At 70.3% G+C, this 16,613-nt stretch carries 17 protein-coding genes and 1 pseudogene; all 18 read left to right on the top strand.

Going from position 1 to position 16,613, the window contains the following annotated elements; translation table 11 throughout:
• Nucleotides 1–167 precede the first annotated feature (167 nt).
• A complete protein-coding gene (gene fabF / locus A9O63_RS03240) occupies nt 168–1,430 on the top strand; it encodes a beta-ketoacyl-ACP synthase II (protein ID WP_069330641.1) in 1,263 nt (420 codons plus the stop codon).
• Nucleotides 1,430–2,608 (top strand): endolytic transglycosylase MltG, encoded by a 1,179-nt coding sequence (gene mltG, locus A9O63_RS03245; protein ID WP_069330642.1) that lies wholly within the window; start codon nt 1,430–1,432, stop codon nt 2,606–2,608. Before fabF ends, mltG begins: the two co-directional genes overlap by 1 nt.
• A 197-nt stretch (nt 2,609–2,805) precedes the next feature.
• Nucleotides 2,806–3,123 (top strand): hypothetical protein, encoded by a 318-nt coding sequence (locus A9O63_RS03250; protein ID WP_069330687.1) that lies wholly within the window; start codon nt 2,806–2,808, stop codon nt 3,121–3,123.
• The gene (locus A9O63_RS03255) at nt 3,116–4,414 is read left to right on the top strand and encodes a DNA-packaging protein (RefSeq protein ID WP_069330686.1); all 1,299 of its coding nucleotides are present in this window, start codon (nt 3,116–3,118) and stop codon (nt 4,412–4,414) included. Before A9O63_RS03250 ends, A9O63_RS03255 begins: the two co-directional genes overlap by 8 nt.
• Nucleotides 4,415–4,485: 71 nt before the next feature.
• A pseudogene (locus A9O63_RS03260) lies at nt 4,486–5,655 on the top strand (phage portal protein); the annotation flags it as partial.
• 242 nt (nt 5,656–5,897) lie between these two features.
• Nucleotides 5,898–6,461, top strand: a complete 564-nt coding sequence (locus tag A9O63_RS03265; protein WP_084295557.1) for an HK97 family phage prohead protease — start codon at nt 5,898–5,900, stop codon at nt 6,459–6,461.
• Between the two features lie 65 nt (nt 6,462–6,526).
• Entirely contained in the window at nt 6,527–7,723 is a 1,197-nt protein-coding gene (locus A9O63_RS03270) for a phage major capsid protein (protein ID WP_069330644.1), read from the top strand.
• A 94-nt stretch (nt 7,724–7,817) separates the two neighbouring features.
• Complete coding sequence (locus A9O63_RS03275) at nt 7,818–8,417, top strand: head-tail connector protein (protein ID WP_069330645.1); 600 nt, start codon at nt 7,818–7,820, stop codon at nt 8,415–8,417.
• Nucleotides 8,417–8,752: a head-tail adaptor protein gene (locus A9O63_RS03280; protein WP_069330646.1), complete on the top strand. Its 336-nt coding sequence runs from the start codon at nt 8,417–8,419 to the stop codon at nt 8,750–8,752. The genes A9O63_RS03275 and A9O63_RS03280 overlap by 1 nt, the downstream gene beginning before the upstream one ends.
• Complete coding sequence (locus tag A9O63_RS03285) at nt 8,749–9,147, top strand: DUF3168 domain-containing protein (protein ID WP_069330647.1); 399 nt, start codon at nt 8,749–8,751, stop codon at nt 9,145–9,147. Before A9O63_RS03280 ends, A9O63_RS03285 begins: the two co-directional genes overlap by 4 nt.
• A gap of 37 nt (nt 9,148–9,184) precedes the next feature.
• Nucleotides 9,185–9,598, top strand: a complete 414-nt coding sequence (locus tag A9O63_RS03290) for a phage major tail protein, TP901-1 family (protein WP_009564481.1) — start codon at nt 9,185–9,187, stop codon at nt 9,596–9,598.
• Nucleotides 9,598–9,915 carry a gene transfer agent family protein gene (locus A9O63_RS03295; RefSeq protein WP_069330648.1) on the top strand — a complete coding sequence of 106 codons (318 nt, stop codon included), beginning with the start codon at nt 9,598–9,600 and terminating at the stop codon, nt 9,913–9,915. Before A9O63_RS03290 ends, A9O63_RS03295 begins: the two co-directional genes overlap by 1 nt.
• Nucleotide 9,916: 1 nt before the next feature.
• Nucleotides 9,917–10,117, top strand: a complete 201-nt coding sequence (locus A9O63_RS03300) for a rcc01693 family protein (protein WP_069330649.1) — start codon at nt 9,917–9,919, stop codon at nt 10,115–10,117.
• Entirely contained in the window at nt 10,110–10,760 is a 651-nt protein-coding gene (locus tag A9O63_RS03305) for a phage tail tape measure protein (protein ID WP_069330650.1), read from the top strand. The genes A9O63_RS03300 and A9O63_RS03305 overlap by 8 nt, the downstream gene beginning before the upstream one ends.
• A gap of 9 nt (nt 10,761–10,769) precedes the next feature.
• On the top strand, nt 10,770–11,402 hold the full coding sequence (locus tag A9O63_RS03310) for a DUF2460 domain-containing protein (protein WP_069330651.1): 633 nt from the start codon (nt 10,770–10,772) through the stop codon (nt 11,400–11,402).
• Nucleotides 11,402–12,286, top strand: a complete 885-nt coding sequence (locus tag A9O63_RS03315) for a DUF2163 domain-containing protein (protein ID WP_069330652.1) — start codon at nt 11,402–11,404, stop codon at nt 12,284–12,286. The genes A9O63_RS03310 and A9O63_RS03315 overlap by 1 nt, the downstream gene beginning before the upstream one ends.
• Nucleotides 12,283–12,723, top strand: coding sequence for a C40 family peptidase (locus A9O63_RS03320; protein WP_069330653.1), 441 nt, complete (start codon nt 12,283–12,285; stop codon nt 12,721–12,723). The genes A9O63_RS03315 and A9O63_RS03320 overlap by 4 nt, the downstream gene beginning before the upstream one ends.
• Nucleotides 12,723–16,613 (top strand): baseplate multidomain protein megatron, encoded by a 3,891-nt coding sequence (locus tag A9O63_RS03325; RefSeq protein ID WP_069330654.1) that lies wholly within the window; start codon nt 12,723–12,725, stop codon nt 16,611–16,613. The genes A9O63_RS03320 and A9O63_RS03325 overlap by 1 nt, the downstream gene beginning before the upstream one ends.

The raw sequence follows: 16,613 nt of genomic DNA on the forward strand, positions 1-16,613 counted from the left end.
GATGCCCCCGCGGCCGGCTCCCTGGGTGCCGTGCGGCGCAGGGGCGCGCGCCGTTCGGCCGGCGGACGGGCGCACGGCCGCGGCTCCGCTTGTTGCGGAGGGCGGTGGCCGCGTGTAAGACCGCAACCCACATGGGCCCGACGACGGGCTGGCAGAGGAGTCATGGCATGCGTCGAGTGGTTGTCACGGGGCTGGGCATGGTCACGCCGCTGGCGTGCGGCGTCGAGGAGACCTGGAAGCGGCTGCTGGCCGGTCAGTCCGGCGCGGGCCTCATCCAGCGGGTCGACACGTCCAACGTGACCACGCAATATGCCTGCGAGATCCCGGTGGGCGACGGCAGCGACGGCACCTTCAACGCCGACGACTGGATGGAGCCCAAGGACCGGCGCAAGGTCGATGACTTCATCCTCTATGCCATGGCCGCGGCCACGCAGGCGGTGAAGGATTCAGGCTGGGAGCCCCAGTCCGAGGAAGACCGCTGCCGCACGGGCGTGATGATCGGCTCGGGCATCGGCGGGCTCTCGGCCATCGCCGACACGGCCGTGCTCATCAAGGAAAAGGGGCCGAAGCGCGTCTCGCCCTTCTTCATCCCCTCGGCGCTCATCAATCTGGCCTCGGGGCAGGTCTCGATCCGCTTCGGCTACAAGGGCCCGAACCATGCCGTCGTGACCGCCTGCTCGACCGGCGCCCATGCGATCGGGGACGCGGCCCGGCTGATCCAGCTCGGCGATGCCGACGTGATGCTCGCGGGCGGCGCCGAGAGCCCGATCTCCGAGATCGGCATCGCGGGCTTCAATGCCTGCAAGGCGCTCTCGACCAAGCGGGGCAACGAGCCCGAGGCCGCCTCGCGGCCCTGGGATGCCGACCGCGACGGATTCGTGATGGGCGAGGGCGCCGGCGTCGTGGTGCTCGAGGAATATGAACATGCCAGGGCGCGCGGCGCCAAGATCTATGCCGAGGTGCTGGGCTACGGTCTGTCGGGCGATGCCTACCACATCACCGCTCCGTCCGAGGACGGGGACGGCGGCTTCCGCTCGATGACCATGGCGCTGAAGCGCGCGGGCCTCGAACCCTCGGCGGTCGACTATATCAACGCCCATGGCACCTCGACCATGGCCGACGTGATCGAGCTCGGCGCGGTCGAGCGGCTTCTGGGCGAGGCGGCAGCGGCGGCCACCATGTCCTCGACCAAGTCGAGCATCGGGCACCTGCTGGGCGCTGCGGGCGCGGTCGAGGCGATCTTCTGCGTGCTGGCCATCCGCGATCAGGTGGCGCCACCCACGCTGAACCTCGACAACCCGGCCGTGGAGGCGAAGATCGACCTCGCGCCCAAGGCGGCGCGCCCGCGCAAGATCGACGTGGCGCTCTCGAATTCCTTCGGCTTCGGCGGCACGAACGCGTCGCTGGTGCTGGGACGGGTCACCTCGTGATGTGGCGCTCCGTCGCCTCCAACGCGCTGACCCTCTTCATCGTGGTGCTGGTGGCGGCGGCGGGGTTGCTGGCCTGGGGACGGCAGGAATATACCGGCCCCGGCCCGCTCGCCGAGGCCGTCTGCCTGCGGGTGGAGCGGGGCGACTCGCTCTCGGTCGTGAGCCGCAGGCTTGAGGATCAGGGCGCGGTCAGCGATGCGCGGATCTTCCGCATCGGCGCGGACTATTCCGATCAGGCCGCAGGGCTGAAGTTCGGCAGCTACCTGCTGCCGCCGGGCGCCTCGATGGCCGAGATCCTCGACATCCTGACCGCGGGCGGCCAGTCGACCTGCGGGCGCGAGGTGAACTACCGGATCGGCGTGGTGGCGGCCGAGATCATCCTGCGCGAGTTCGACGCGGCCGCCGGCCGCTATGTCGAGGTGGCGAAATTCGTGCCCGGCGAGGGCGAGGCGCCCGAGGCCTATGCGGAGGCGGCCGAGGAGGGCGACCTGCGCTGGCGCGTGACGCTCGCCGAAGGGGTGACGAGCTGGCAGGTGGTCGAGAGCCTGCGCAAGGCCGAGTTCCTCGAGGGCGAGATCAAGGAGGTTCCGCCCGAAGGGTCGCTCGCCCCCGACAGCTACGAGGTGGCCCGCGGCGACGACCGGGCAGCGCTTCTGGCGCAGATGCAGGACCGGCAGGCCCGCATCATCGCCGAGCTCTGGGCCGCGCGTTCGGCGGATGTGCCCTATGCCACGCCGGAAGAGGCGATGGTCATGGCGAGCATCGTGGAGAAGGAGACCGGCATCGCGAGCGAGCGGCCGCAGGTGGCGAGCGTCTTCGTCAACCGCCTGGCCCAGGGGATGCGGCTGCAGACCGATCCCACGGTGATCTACGGCCTGACAGAGGGCAAGGGCGTGCTGGGACGCGGCCTGCGCCAGAGCGAGCTGCGCCGCCGGACGGATTACAACACCTATGTGATCGACGGGCTGCCGCCCACGCCCATCGCCAATCCGGGGCGGCTCTCGATCGAGGCGGCGCTCAATCCGGCCGAGACCGACTATCTCTATTTCGTGGCCGATGGCAGCGGCGGGCACGCCTTCGCCACCACGCTGGCCGAGCACAACCGCAACGTGGCCGCCTGGCGCAAGATCGAGGCCGAGCGCGGGATGCCGCCGCCGGTCGGCATTCAGGGCGAGTGAGGGGCCGGGCGATCCTTACCGAAAGGTTAAGGGGTCGTCCGCCAAACCCTTGAGGATGCACGCTTTTCCGCTTGACTTTGCGGGCGGTCCGATGTATCCCTTGTGACAGGATGGAAGAGGTGGGCAAGCGGCACGGGGCAACCCGGGGCCGCTTTTCCTTTGTCCGGCCGAGCCTCGGGAGGCGAAAGCAGCAGCGCATGACGATCGTCGACAAAGCCCCGCCAGTGGATCTGCTGGCGGAGACGGAGAAGCTTTACCGCGAGGCGGCCGAGGATCTGGTCCGCGCGCGCCGGAAGCTGTCGGAAGGCCGTGCCGAGGAAGTCCGGGCCGCCGTTCAGGCGGTGAAGGACCTCAAGGCCGCGCTTCAACTGGTGATGGATGAAAGGGCGAGGGTTGAAAAGCTACGCAGAACCGCGGGCGGCATCGTGCATGACTACGCCCTCGACTTCGACGCGGCCCGACGTGAGATCGGGCGCCGGCTGGCTCGCCTCCGCGACGCCGAACAGGGTGGATGAGTTCCTGGGGCAGCTGAGCGCGAACGCGCTGCTCGCGCTGCCCTGGCTGTTCGAGTTCTGGGCGCTGCCGCACCAGCTTCCGCCCGAAGGTGTCTGGAAGAGCTGGGTGGTGATGGGCGGCCGCGGCGCGGGCAAGACCCGGGCGGGCGCCGAATGGGTGCGGGCCGAGGTCGAGGGCGCGCGTCCGGGCGATCCGGGGCGGTCGCGCCATGTGGCGCTGGTGGGCGAGACGATCGATCAGGCGCGCGAGGGGATGGTCTTCGGCGAGAGCGGGATCCTTGCCTGCTCGCCGCCCGACCGGCGGCCCGAATGGGAGGCGGGGCGCAAGCGGCTCGTCTGGCCGAACGGCGCCGTGGCGCAGATCTTCTCGGCCCACGACCCCGAGAGCCTCCGCGGGCCGCAGTTCGATGCGGCCTGGGCCGACGAGCTGGCGAAATGGGGCCGGGCCGAGGAGGCCTGGGACATGCTGCAATTCTCGCTCCGGCTGGGGGATCAACCGCGGCAGGTGGTGACGACGACGCCGCGCAACGTGCCGGTGCTGCGCCATATCCTCGACAATCCCTCGACGGTGGTGACCCACGCGCCCACCGAGGCGAACCGGGCCTATCTCGCGCGGTCGTTCCTGGCCGAGGTTCATGCCCGCTACGACGGCACGCGGCTCGGGCGGCAGGAGCTGGAGGGGCTGCTGCTGGAGGATGTGGAGGGCGCGCTCTGGACCACGGCGCGGCTCGAGGCGTCGAGGCTCGAGACGCCGGGGCCGCTCGACCGGATCGTGGTGGCGGTGGACCCGCCGGTGACGGGGACCGAGGCCTCGGACGAATGCGGCATCCTCGTGGTGGGCGCGCGGACGGCCGGACCGCCGCAGGACTGGCGGGCGGTGGTGCTCGAGGATGCTTCCGTCCGGGCCGCGAGCCCGGATCGCTGGGCGCGGGCGGCGCTCGAGGCGCTGGCGCGCCACGGGGCCGACCGGCTGGTGGCGGAGGTCAATCAGGGCGGCGATCTGGTCGAGGCGGTGATCCGGCAGATCGACCCGCTGGTGCCGTTCCGGGCGGTTCATGCCTCGCGCGGGAAGGCTGCCCGGGCCGAGCCGGTGGCCGCGCTCTACGAGCAGGGGCGGGTGCGCCATCTGCGCGGCCTGGGCGAGCTCGAGGAGCAGATGTGCCGGATGACGCTGCGCGGCTACGAGGGCCGCGGCTCGCCCGACCGGGTCGATGCGCTGGTCTGGGCGGTGACGGAGCTGATGATCGAGCCGGCGCGGGCTTGGGTCTATCCGAGGCTGCGCCGGCTCTAGATCCGGCCTCGCAGGCGACGAGAGCCGCGCCCGGCGGGGCGCATGTCCGCGCCACAATGGAGTTCTTGCTGATGCTGTTCGACTTCCTGAGGAAACCGGCGCGCGCGCCGGCGCCCGAGCGCAAGGCCTCGGCCACGGGGCCCGTGGTGGGCTGGAGCACGGGGCGCGTGGCCTGGAGCGCGCGGGACATGGTGTCGCTGACCCGGACCGGGTTTCTGGGCAATCCGATCGCCTTCCGCTCGGTCAAGCTGATCTCGGAGGCGGCGGCCGCGCTGCCTCTGGTGCTGCAGGATGCGGGGCGGCGCTACGAGAGCCACCCGATGCTGGATCTGATCGCGCGGCCCAATCCGTTGCAGGGGCGGGCCGAGCTGCTCGAGGCGCTCTATGCGCAGCTTCTGCTGACGGGAAACGCCTATCTCGAGGCGGTGGCGGGATCGGCGCGGCTGCCGGGAGAGCTGCATCTTCTGCGTTCGGACCGGATGAGCCTCGTGCCGGGGCCGGACGGGTGGCCGGTGGCCTACGATTATGCGGTGGGCGGGCGGCGCATCCGCTTCGACATGACGGCGGGCCTGCCGATCTGCCATATCCGCACCTTCCATCCGCAGAACGATCACTACGGTTTCTCGCCCTTGCAGGCGGCGGCGGTGGCGCTCGACGTGCATGTGGCGGCTTCGGCCTGGTCGAAGGCGCTGCTCGACAATGCTGCCCGGCCCTCGGGGGCCATCGTCTATCGCGGGTCGGACGGGCAGGGAACCTTGTCCTCGGATCAGTATGACCGGCTGGTGGGCGAGATCGAGGCCAACCATCAGGGCGCGCGCAACGCGGGGCGGCCGATGCTGCTGGAGGGCGGGCTCGACTGGAAGCCGATGGGCTTCTCGCCCTCCGACATGGAGTTTCACACGACGAAGGAGGCTGCGGCGCGCGAGATCGCCATCGCCTTCGGCGTGCCGCCGATGCTGCTCGGCATCCCCGGCGAGGCGACCTATGCCAACTATCAGGAGGCGCACCGGGCCTTCTACCGGCTGACGGTGCTGCCGCTGGCGGCGAAGGTCTCGGCCACGCTGTCGCACTGGCTCGGCAGTTTCAGCGGCGAGGCGGTGGAACTGCGGCCCGACCTCGATCAGGTGCCGGCGCTGGCGGCGGAGCGGGATCAGCAGTGGGCGCGGGTCGCCGCGGCGGATTTCCTGACGGAGGCCGAGAAGCGGAGGCTCCTCGGCCTGCCGAGGATCGCGGAGGAGGAGGGAGATGGATCAGGGCGGCTCCCGGTTCCTGTTTCAGAGCTTCGACGCGGCCCATGCCCGGATCGAGGCGAACGAGCGGGTCGCGGGCGAACGCTGGACGGCGCTCGATTTCCGCCTCGGCCGCATCGAGAACGGGCTGGAGCGGGTGGAGCAACGGATGTGGCTCTGGCTCTACGGTGTCGCGGCCTTCCTGCTGATGCAGGGGGCCGAGGCCGTCGTGCGGGCCCTTTTGGAGTGAGCGGATGCGAATGAGGGACGAATTCGGTGCGCCCGAACGGAAGTTTCACCGGCCCGAGACCGGGCTCGTATTGTCCGAGGGCTCGGTGATCGAGGGCTATGCGTCGATCTTCGGGCGGGCCGACAATGGCGGCGACGTGGTGGCGCGCGGCGCCTATGCCGCCTCGCTCGAGGCCATGCGGGCGCAGGGACGGCGGGCGAAGATGCTCTGGCAGCACGACCCGGCCGAGGTGATCGGCGTCTGGGACGAGGTGCACGAGGACGAGACCGGCCTGTGGGTCAGAGGCCATATCCTGCCCGAGATCGGACGCGGCCGGGAAGCCGCCGCGCTGATCGCGGCGAAGGCGCTCGACGGGCTGTCGATCGGCTACCGGACGGTGCGCGCCGAGCGGGACGGCAAGGGCCGGCGGGTGCTGACCGAGATCGAGCTCTGGGAGGTGTCGCTCGTCACCTTCCCGATGCTGCCCGAGGCGCGGGTCGCAGCCAAGGGCGAGGACCGTGACGGGCTGGACTGGCAGGACATCGCCGACCTCTTCGAGGGCGCCCGGCGAAGCCTCTCCGGGGGCTGATTGCAAGGCCGGACCGGACAGCTCCGGGCCTGACCCGAACCACCGCAAGCCAGAGGAAGACGAGGATGACCGAGACCTGGGCTCGGGCCGGGACAGGCATGTCCCCAGGCCCCGATCCGGCCGTGGAGGCGAAAGCCGCGATGGCCGGTTTCCTGAAGGAGATCAATCGCTTTCAGGATGAGGTGAAGACCGTGTTGCAACAACAGGAAGAGCGTTTGACCATGCTGGACCGCAAAACCATGATCTACGGGCGCCCGGCGCTGTCGGCTGCGGCCGACCAGGAGGCGCCGCATCGCAAGGCGTTCGGCGCCTATCTCCGCTCGGGCGACGACGACGGTCTGCGCGGCCTTGTCCTAGAGGGCAAGGCGATGACGACGAGCGTCGCGTCGGATGGCGGCTATCTGGTCGATCCGCAGACCTCCGACACCATCCGCTCGATGTTGCTGTCCACGGCCTCGATCCGTCAGATCGCCGGTGTGGTCCATGTGGAGGCCACGAGCTTCGACGTGCTGATCGACCGCACCGAAGTGGGGTCGGGCTGGGCCACCGAGGCGGGCACGATCAGCGAAAGCGCCTCGCCCACCATCGAGCGGATCTCGATCAAGCTGCACGAACTGTCGGCGATGCCCAAGGCGAGCCAGCGGCTGCTGGACGACTCGGCCTTCGACGTCGAGAGCTGGCTGGCGGGCAAGATCGCCACGCGCTTCATGCGGGCCGAGAGCGCGGCCTTCGTCAGCGGGGACGGGATCGACAAGCCGAGGGGCTTTCTGACGCCGGCGAAGGTTGCGAACGCGACCTGGAGCTGGGGCTCGATCGGCTATGTCCCCTCGGGTGCGGCGAGCGATTTCCTCGCCACGAACCCGGCCGATTGCATCATCACCCTGATCTATTCGCTCGGCGCCGATTACCGCGCGAATGCGACCTTCGTGATGAATTCCAAGACCGCGGGCGCGGTGCGCAAGATGAAGGACTCGGACGGCCGCTTCCTGTGGTCGGACGGGCTGGCCGCGGCAGAGCCTGCGCGGCTGATGGGATATCCGGTGCTGCTCTGCGAGGACATGCCGGACATTGCCGCGGGCGCCTTCGCCATCGCTTTCGGGGATTTCGCCGCCGGCTACACGATCGCCGAGCGGCCCGAGGTGCGGGTCCTGCGCGACCCGTTCTCGGCCAAGCCCCATGTCCTCTTCTACGCCACCAAGCGCGTGGGAGGCGATGTCAGCGACTATGCGGCGATCAAGCTCCTGAAGATCGCGGTGTCCTGAGGACCCCGCGGATGGCCGCCCTCGCACGGGGCGCAGCGGGCGCGCGCCGGGGTCGTCCGGCGCGCGCATCCCTCGGGAGCTTTCGGAGGCATTCATGATGTTGATCGAGCAGACGGCCGTGCCGGACAGCGCGCTGCCGATGGCCCGGTTCCGGGAGCATCTGCGGCTCGGGTCGGGCTTTGCCGAAGAGGGGCTGCAGGAGGCGCTGCTCGCGGCCTTCCTCCGGGCGGCCATCACCACCATCGAGGGCCGGACGGGCAAGGTGCTGCTGTCGCGGCGCTATCTGCTGGTGCTGGAGGAATGGCGGACCGACGAGGCGCAGGCGCTGCCGATCGCGCCGGTGGGCGAGATCCTGTCGGTGACGCTCGTCGATGCCGCGGGGCGGACTTTTCCCGTGTCGTCGACGCTCTGGCGGCTGGTGCGGGATCAGCATCGCCCGAAACTCGTGCCGCGCGGGTCGGTCCTGCCGGCGGTGCCGGAGGACGGGCGGATCGAGATCCTGTTCGAGGCGGGCTTCGGGGCGGACTGGTCCGCCGTGCCGGCCGATCTGGCGCAGGCCGTCCTGCTGCTGGCGGCCGACTATTACGAGAACCGCTACGAGCCGGGGCTGGGGGCCGCGGGCCTGCCGCGGGCCGTCACGGGCCTCATCGAGCGCTGGCGCATCGTCCGGGTGCTGGGCGGAGGGGCGGCCTGATGGGGGAGAGGCTGAACCGCCAGCTGGTCCTCGAGGCGCCCGTGGCAGAGGCGGACGGCGCCGGGGGATCGATCCTGTCGTGGACGGCGCTCGGGACCGTCTGGGGGCGCATCGAGCCCGGCACGGGACGCGAGACCCAAGGGATCGAGATCCCGCTCGGAACGGTGCCGCTGAGGATCACGGTGCGCGCAGCGCCCGCAGGTGCGGCGGCCCGGCCGCAGCCGGGTCAGCGCTTCCGCGAGGGCGCGCGTCTCTATCCGGTGCTCGCCGTGACCGAGAAGGATGCGGACGGGCGATACCTCATGTGCTTTGCGCGCGAGGAGGTTCCGGCATGAGCTATGCGGGAGCGGTCGCGCTTCAGGCGGCCCTGTATGAGCATCTTTCGGGCCAGCCCGCGCTGGCGGGCGTGCCGATCCACGACGCGGTTCCCCGCGGCGGCGGGCGCGGAACCTGGATCCTGATCGGTCCCGAGGAGGTCCGCGATGCCTCGGACGGCAGCGGCCGCGGCGCCCGGCACGATTTCACCGTCAGCGTGATGTCCGATGCGGCGGGCTTTCTTGCGGCAAAGCGCGTGGCGCTGGCCCTGTCCGACGCGCTGGTGACGGCGCCGCCCGCGCTTGAGAGGGGGCGGCTGGTGCGGCTCGATTTCCTGAGGGCCGTGGCCCGACGGCTCGCCTCGGGAGACGCGCGGCGCATCGACCTGACCTTCCGGGCCCGGATCGAGGAATGAGGCCGGCCAGAGGCCGGAGTTGGCGAGGAGTGATCGCATGAGCGTGCAGAATGGCAGGGATCTGCTGGTGAAGGTGGATCTGACGGGCAGCGGCGGGTTCGAGACGATGGCGGGCCTCCGGGCCACGCGCATCGGCTTCAATGCCGAGACGGTCGATGTGACGTCGCTGGAAAGCCAGGGCGGCTGGCGCGAGCTGCTGGCCGGAGCCGGGGTGAAATCCGCCTCCATAACGGGGTCGGGCGTGTTCAGGGACGCGGCGACGGACGAGCGGGCGCGGGCGCTGTTCTTCGCCGGAGAAGCGCCGCGCTTTCAGGTGGTGATCCCGAGTTTCGGCACGGTCGAGGGCCCCTTCGTGATCTCGGCGATCGAATATGCCGGAACCCACGATGGCGAGGCGACCTACGAGATGACGCTCGCCTCGGCGGGCAAGCTCACCTTCACGGCGCACTGATGGCCAATCCCTGGACGGGCGAGGTGGCGATCTGGCTCGACGGCCGGTGCCACACGGGCAAGCTCACGCTGGGAGCGCTGGCGGAGCTCGAGGCGGATCTCGGCGCGGACAGTCTGATCGCGCTGGTGGAGCGGTTCGAGGAGCGGCGCTTCTCGGCGCGCGACGTGATCGCCGTCCTCGTGGCGGGGCTCCGGGGCGGCGGCTGGCAGGGCACGGCCGAGGAGCTCGGCCGGGCGGAGGTGGGCGGGGGCGCGGTGGGGGCGGCCCGGGCCGCGGCGGAGCTTCTGGTGCGAGCCTTCGCGCTGCCGGAGGGATGAGATGGGCCGGCTCGACTGGCCCGCCCTCCTGCGGCTGGGGCTCGAGGGGCTGCGGCTGTCGCCCGAGGCCTTCTGGCGGCTCACGCCTGCCGAACTGAGGATCATGCTGGGCGCGTCCGCCGTGGCGCCCCTGTCGCGCGCGCGGCTCGACGAGCTGCTGCGCGCCTATCCGGATGTCGAGAAGGAAGAGGATCATGGCTGACATCGAGTCTCTGGAAGAGCAGGTGGCGGCGCTCGAGAGCACGCTCGGCAGTGCGGCCGGGATGACGGCCAGCTTCGAGAGCGAACTGGCGCGGATGCGGGACGCGATGATCTTCACGAACCGCGAGGTGGATCGTCTGTCGAGCGGCATTGGGACCGGCCTCAGGCGCGCCTTCGACGGGGTTCTGTTCGACGGCATGAAGCTCTCGGACGCAATGCAGGGTCTCGCGCAATCCATCTCGCGCACCGTCTATTCGGTGGCGATGAAGCCGGTGCAGGACGCGGTGTCGGGCTTTCTGACCAGCGGCCTCAACTCGATCCTCGGGGGGCTGATGCCTTTCGCCGGGGGGGGCGCCTTCTCGCAGGGGAGGGTCATGCCCTTCGCGCGCGGCGGTGTGGTGGCGGGAACCACGCCCTTTGCCATGCGCGGCGCCACGGGGCTCATGGGCGAGGCGGGGCCCGAGGCGATTCTGCCGCTCGCGCGCGGCGCGGACGGGCGGCTCGGCGTGCAGGCGGGGGGCGGACGCGCGGTGCAGGTGGTGATGAACGTGGCCACGCCCGATGTGCAGGGCTTCGAGCGCAGCCGGGGCCAGATCGCCGCGCAGGTGAGCCGGATGCTCGCGCGCGGGCAGCGCAACGGTTAGGGGGACGCCATGGGCTTTCACGAGGTCCGGTTTCCGACCAACCTCAGCTTCGGCTCGATCGGAGGTCCGGAGCGGCGGACCGAGATCGTCACGCTGGTCAATGGCTTCGAGGAGCGCAACAGCCTCTGGGCCCATTCGCGCCGCCGCTACGATGCGGGCGTGGCGCTCCGCTCGCTCGACGATGTCGAGGCGCTTCTGGCCTTCTTCGAGGCGCGCCGCGGCCAGCTTTACGGCTTTCGCTGGAAGGACTGGGCCGACTATCGCTCCTGTCCGGCCACCGCCTCTCCGGGGCCGATGGATCAGCCTTTGGGCACCGGCGACGGGAGCAACCGGGCGTTTGCGCTGGCCAAGACCTATCGCTCTGGAAGCGAGACCTATGTGCGGCCGGTGGCGAAACCCGTCGCGGGCTCGGTGAAGGTGGCGGTGGCGGGCGCGGTGCTGGTGGAGGGCGCGGGCTTCTCGGTCGACGAGATCAGGGGGCTCGTCACGCTCGCCGCGGCCCCCGCCGAAGGCGCCGCGGTCACGGCGGGGTTCGAGTTCGACGTGCCGGTGCGGTTCGATACCGACCGGATCCAGATCTCGATGGCCTCGTTCCAGGCGGGCGAGGTTCCGAGCGTTCCGGTGATGGAGGTGCGGGTCTGATGGGCGCGGCAGAGCTTCATGCGCATCTGAAGAGCGGCGCGACCACCGTCTGCCGGTGCTGGGCCGTGACACGGCGGGACGGCAGGCTGTTCGGCTTCACCGATCACGATCGGGATCTGACGTTCGAGGGGCGGCTGTTCCGGGCAGAGACGGGGCTCACCTCGTCGGCGCTGCAGCAGACGACGGGACTTTCGGTGGACAATGCCGAGACCGTCGGGGCGCTCTCGCATATGTCGGTGACGGAGGCGGATCTGCTCGCGGGCCGGTTCGACGGGGCGGAGGTGCTGGCATGGCTCGTGAACTGGGCCGATGTCAGCGAGAGACTGCTGCAGTTCCGCGGAACGCTGGGCGAGATCACCCATTCCGGAGGACGGTTCCGCGCAGAGCTGCGCGGCCTGACCGAGGCGCTGAACCAGCCGCAGGGGCGGGTCTATCAGCGGGCCTGTCAGGCGGTGCTGGGCGACCGGAACTGCGGGGTCGATCTGAGCGCCGAAGGATTTGCGACGGAACGGACGGTAGAGACCGTCGTCGGGCGGCAGACCTTCGGCTTCGTGGGTCTGCCTGCGTTCCCGGATCGCTGGTTCGAGCAGGGGCGGCTTGTCGTGATGACCGGTGACGCGGCGGGAGCGATGGGCGTGGTCAAGTCGGACCGGCGTCGGGGAGAGGCGCGGACGGTGGAGCTGTGGGAGGCGTTCGGGCCGCAGATCGTCGTGGGCGACCGCGTCCGCCTTGAGGCGGGCTGCGACCGGAGGGCCGAGACCTGTCGCCTGAAATTCGACAATTACAGGAACTTCCGGGGCTTTCCTCATCTTCCGGGGGAAGACTGGCTCAGCGCCTATCCGGCGGCGACGGAGACGCACGATGGCGGGAGCCTGTGGCGATGAGCGGCGCCGATGTGGTTGCAGAGGCACGGTCTTGGCTGGGCACGCCCTACGTCCATCAGGCTTCGGCCAAGGGGGCCGGCGCGGATTGTCTGGGCCTTCTCAGGGGCATCTGGCGGTCATTGATCGGCCCCGAACCGCTGAGGGTGCCGGCCTATACGCCCGATTGGTCGGAGCCGTCCGGCCATGAAGAGCTGATGGCGGCGTGCGACCGGTGGCTTGTCCGCAAGCCGCCGGAGGCTGCGGCGGAGGGAGACGTGCTGCTCTTCCGCATGAGGCCGGGCGCGGTCGCCAAGCATCTCGGCATTCTGGTTCGCCCGGGTCCGGGCGCCTCGTTCATCCACGCCTATGGCGGCCATGGCACCGTCGAAAGCCCGCTCTCCGAGCCCTGGGCCGAGCGGATCGCCGCGCGTTATGCATTTCCGGAAAGGACGGGCTGATGGCGACCCTTCTGCTGGCGGCGGCCGGATCGGCGATCGGAGCAGGCTTCGGCGGCACGGTGCTGGGGCTGACGGGCGCCGTCATCGGGCGCGCGATCGGGGCGACGGTCGGACAGATGATCGACCAGCGGCTGATGGGCGCCGGATCGCAGACGGTCCGCACCGGGCGGATCGAACGCTTTCGCCTGATGGGCGCCGGCGAGGGCGCTCCCGTGGCGCAGCTGTTCGGCCGCAATCGCGTGGCGGGACAGGTGATCTGGGCCTCCCGCTTCCTCGAGCGCCAGTCCGAGAGCTCGGGCGGCGGAAAGGGCGGCGGACCGAGATCGACCGTCGTGAGCTATTCCTATTCCGTCAGCCTCGCCATTGCGCTGTGCCAGGGCGAGATCCTGCGCATCGGCCGCATCTGGGCCGACGGTGCCGAGATTGCGGCGGGCTCGCTCAACCTCCGGCTCTATCGCGGGACAGAGGCTCAACTGCCGGATCCCAAGATCGAGGCGGTGGAGGGGGCGGGCATGGCGCCGGCCTATCGCGGGATCGCCTATGTGGTCATCGAGGATCTCGACCTCGCCCGGTTCGGCAACCGGGTCCCGCAATTCTCGTTCGAGGTGATGCGGGCGGCGCAGGGGGCTCTGGCGGATCGGGTGATGACCCTGCAGCGGGCGGTGAAGGGCGTGGCGCTGATCCCGGGAACGGGAGAATATGCTCTGGCCACGAGCCGTCTCGCCTATAGCGCCGAGCCGGGCGAGACCAGGGCCGCCAACATGCACACGGCCACGGGGGAGAGCGACATGCGCACCTCGCTTGCACAGCTGAGGGGCGAGCTTCCGGCCTGTCGTTCGGTGTCGCTGGTCGTGTCCTGGTTCGGGAGCGATCTGCGCTGCGGCACCTGCGAGATCCGTCCGAAGGTCGAGAAACATCTCGACGCGGCGACCATGGCCTGGCGCTCGGGCGGCATCGACCGCGAGCAGGCCGAGCGGGTGGCGCGGCTCGACGACCGTCCGGTCTATGGGGGAACGCCTGCGGATGCGGCGGTGGTCGAGGCGATCCTCGCCCTGAAGGCGCAGAACTGTTCGGTGCTCTATTATCCGTTCATCCTCATGGAGCAGCTTCCGGGCAATGATCTGCCGGACCCCTGGTCGGGTGCGGCGGGCCAGCCGGCCCTGCCCTGGCGCGGGCGGATCACGCTCTCCGCGGCGCCGGGGCGGCCGGGGACGCCTGACAGGACAGGAGCGGCCGAGGACGAGGTGCGCGCCTTCTTCGGCGATGCGGACCCTGGCCAGTTCCGCATCGAGGACGGGCGCGTGATCCATGAGGGCGCCGATGACTGGCGCTACCGGCGCTTCATCCTCCACGCGGCCTGGCTCTGTCGGCTGGCGGGCGGGGTGGAGGCCTTCTGCGTGGGATCCGAGTTGCGCGGGCTGACGAGGATCCGGGGGGCGAACGACAGCTTCCCGGCAGTGGCGGAACTGCGGAGGCTTGCGGCCGATGTCCGCGACATTCTCGGGGCCGAGGTGAAGATCGGTTACGCCGCGGACTGGAGCGAATGGTCCGGTCTCCATGCCGATGGCAATCTCTACTTCCATCTCGATCCGCTCTGGTCGGACCCTAACATCGATTTCATCGGCATCGACAATTACATGCCGCTCTCGGACTGGCGCGAGGCCGAGACCCATGCGGACGCGCGGTGGCCCTCGGTGCAGGATCTGGACTATCTCAAGTCGAACATCGCCGGAGGCGAGGGTTTCGAGGGGTATTATCCCGACGAGGCAGCGGCGGCGGCTCAGGACCGGCGGCCGATCACCGACATGGATTTCGCAGAGCCTTGGGTGCATCGCCCGAAGGACCTCCGATCCTGGTGGTCGTTGCCCCATCACGAGCGCATCGGCGGCGTGCGGCAGGCGGAGCCGACCGGCTGGGTCCCCCGCTCGAAGCCGATCTGGTTCACCGAATACGGGTGTCCGGCGCTCGACCTCGGGACCAACCAGCCGAACCTGTTCATCGATCCCAAAAGCTCGGAATCGGCGCTGCCGCGCGGCTCGTCGGGGCGACGCGACGACGGGATCGCGATGAACTACCTGCGGGCGATGGCCGAATATTGGGAGGATGAGGCCAACAATCCCGTCTCGGACCTCTACGGCGGCCCCATGGTCGACATGGGCCGCGCCCATGTCTGGGCCTGGGACGCCCGTCCCTTTCCGGCCTTTCCCGCCCTTGGCGATGTCTGGTCCGACGGGGCGAACTATGCGCGGGGCCATTGGCTGAACGGTCGCGCGGCCTCGCAACCGCTCTCTGCCGTGGTGGCCGAGATCTGCGAACGATCCGGGGTGACTGCCATCGACGTCACGCAATTGCAGGGCGTGGTGCGCGGCTACGGGATTTCCGAGGTCGACAGTGCGCGGGCGGCCCTGCAGCCGCTGATGCTGGCCTATGGCTTCGAGGCGCTGGAGCGCGAGGGCAAGCTGATCTTCCGCATGCGCGACGGGCGCGCGAAGGCCACCGTCTCGCGCGAGACCCTGGTGGCGTCGGACGATCTCGAGGGCGCGCTCGAGCGCGTGCGCGCGGCGGAGGTCGAGACCGCGGGCCGGGTGCGGCTGAACTTTCTCGAGGCGGAAGGCGACTATGAGGCACGGCAGGTCGAGGCCGCCTTCCCGGACGAAGCGACCTTTGCCGTCTCGCAGTCCGAGGTGCCGCTCGTCCTCACCTCGGGCGAGGCGCGTGGCGCCGTCGAGCGGTGGCTGGCCGAGGCCCGCGTGGCGCGCGACAGTCTGCGTCTGGCCCTGCCGCGGTCGGCTCTGGCCTTCGGTGCCGGCGACGTTCTGGAGATCGAGGGGCGGCGCTATCGCATCGACCGCCTCGATCAGGCCGAATGCCAGCTGGCGGAGGCGGTCCGTGTGGAGCCCGGCATCTATCGCCCCGCCGACATGGCCGAAGAGCAGGTGCGCACGCGCCGCATCGTGGCTTCCGGTCCGGTCCGGCCGATCTTTCTCGATCTGCCGCTTCTCACGGGAGCCGAGCTGCCCCATTCCCCCCACCTGGGTGTGGTGGCGGCGCCCTGGCCGGGGCAGGTCGCGGTCTGGAGCGCGACGCAGGATGCGGGCTACCGCCTGAACCGGCTTCTGGGCGTGGCCGCGACGGCGGGCATCACCGAGACGACCCTGCGGGCCGCGCCGATCGGGCGGTGGGACATGGGCCCGCCGCTCCGGGTGCGGCTGCAGGGGCCGCCGCTCGCCGCGGCCTCGGATCTCGAGGTGCTGAACGGCGCCAACCTCATGGCCATCGGGGACGGCCGACCGGACGGGTGGGAGCTCTTCCAGTTCGCGGAGGCGCGGCTGGTCTCGCCCCGCGTCTGGGAGCTTTCGCGCAGGCTCCGGGGGCAGGCGAGAACCGATGGGCAGATGCCCGAGATCTGGCCCGAAGGCAGCACGGTCGTTCTCGTCAATGGCGCGCTGAGCCAACTCCAGATGCCGCTCGCCGACAGGGGGCTCGCCCGGCATTACCGGATCGGCGCCGCTGCCCGCGGCTACGACGACCCGGACACCATCCACCGGGTCGAGGCCTTCGCCGGGATCGGGCTCCGGCCCTATGCGCCGGTCCATCTGGCGGTGGAGCGGGACGGAGACCACATCCTTCTGCGCTGGATCCGGCGCACCCGCGTCGACGGCGACAGCTGGGAGAGCCGCGAGGTGCCTCTGGGAGAGGAGAGCGAGCTCTATCTGGTCCGCGTCGTGGCAGGGGGAGAGGTGCGCCGACAGGTCGAGGTGCGCGAGCCGCGCTGGACCTACACCGGGGCAGCGCAAGCGGCGGATGGCGTGGGACGCGCCTTCGTCCTCGAAGTCGCCCAGGTGTCGGAGAGCTTCGGGCCCGGACCGTTCCGGCGGATCGCGCTCTGA

It is taken from the genome of Cereibacter johrii (assembly GCF_001720585.1).
In the GTDB taxonomy this organism is placed as follows: Bacteria; Pseudomonadota; Alphaproteobacteria; order Rhodobacterales; family Rhodobacteraceae; genus Cereibacter_A; species Cereibacter_A johrii.